Source organism: Streptomyces sp. NPDC090442 (assembly GCF_044769405.1).
Lineage (GTDB): Bacteria > Actinomycetota > Actinomycetes > Streptomycetales > Streptomycetaceae > Streptomyces.
This window is the reverse complement of the sequence record NZ_JBIVXW010000286.1, coordinates 1-1,123: the sequence shown is the minus strand read 5'-3', so window position 1 is coordinate 1,123 and position 1,123 is coordinate 1. Positions and strand designations below refer to the sequence as shown.

The 1,123-nt window shown below is 71.0% G+C and carries 1 protein-coding gene and 1 pseudogene; one reads left to right on the top strand and one right to left on the bottom strand.

What is annotated here, in order from left to right:
* Positions 1 to 390: pseudogene (locus ACIQU6_RS45075) on the bottom strand (hypothetical protein); the annotation flags it as partial.
* Between the two features lie 451 nt (positions 391 to 841).
* Between ACIQU6_RS45075 and ACIQU6_RS45070 the strand changes: the two are divergent.
* On the top strand, positions 842 to 1,123 hold a 282-nt coding region (locus ACIQU6_RS45070), incomplete at its 3' end, for a double zinc ribbon domain-containing protein (protein ID WP_403488595.1).

The window sequence follows — 1,123 nt, the reverse complement described above, 5'->3', positions numbered from 1 at the left end:
CAGCGACTTCACCTCGCGGATCATCGCCGCGACCTTCGGGATATCGCGGTCCTTCGGCGAGCGCCAGGCCGCGCCCATGCAGAAGCGCGAGGCGCCGGCGGCCTTGGCCTGCTTGGCCTTTTCCAGCACCGCCTCGGTGCTCATCAGCTTGGTCGCGTCGACCCCGGTGTGGTAGCGCTGGGCCTGCGGGCAGTAGGCGCAGTCTTCCGGGCAGCCGCCGGTCTTGACCGACAGCAGGGTGCTGACCTGGACCTCGGCGGGGTCGAAGTGGTCCTTGTGCACGCTCGCGGCGCGGTGCAGCAATTCGGGGAACGACAGGTCGAACAGCGCGCGGACTTCGGCGCGGGACCAGTCGTGACGCAGGATCGTTTCGGGGGAGGCGTTGGGCACCGGGCTGGCTCCAGCGGACTGCACTGACGGCGGGCGGAAGGGAACCGGACGCGCTGGGCGCGGCCGGAGCGGGCAGTCTGGGAAGCGGGGGGATGGCTGTCAACCGTCGCCCGGCCGATTCGGTTGACAGCTGCCCGAGATGGAAATGAGCGCAACTTGCGCGATGTTTGCAGCGAGTTCGCCACGTTGGGGCCGCGTTGGCGGCGCGATCGCGGTGGGTTGCGTGGGCGGCGACGGTAGTGGCGTCGCAGGCGGGTCGTGTGCGATCGCGAGGTGGCGCGGGTTGGGCCGCGATTTCGGTGGGTTGGCCCGAATGGGCAAGGTCGCTTGGGCTTGGTTGGGGCATGACCGGTCGCGCAGGCGTTCGCAGCGGCGCAGCGAGGTCTTTTCCGACCCGATGCACTGCCGTGCGCCGATGGCGAGGACGCGCTGCGGCTTCGACACTGGCCGCATGACCGCTGCCCTCGCCGCCCTGCCCGCTCCGACCGGCTTCTGGCCGCACCTGGCCTGGGCGCTGTGGCCGCCGCGTTGCCTGGTCTGCGCCGAACCCGGGCTGTCCGGCTGCGATCTGTGCGCGGCCTGTTGGGCGCAGTGGCCGCGCACGGAGCGAAGTTGCCTGGGGTGCGCCATGCCGATGGTGTCGGCGTCGATGGATTGGGGGCGGATGGATCCGCCATCGCCACCACCGGCACAGGCACAGGCAGCGTCGATGGACCCGGCGCCAGCGACAGCG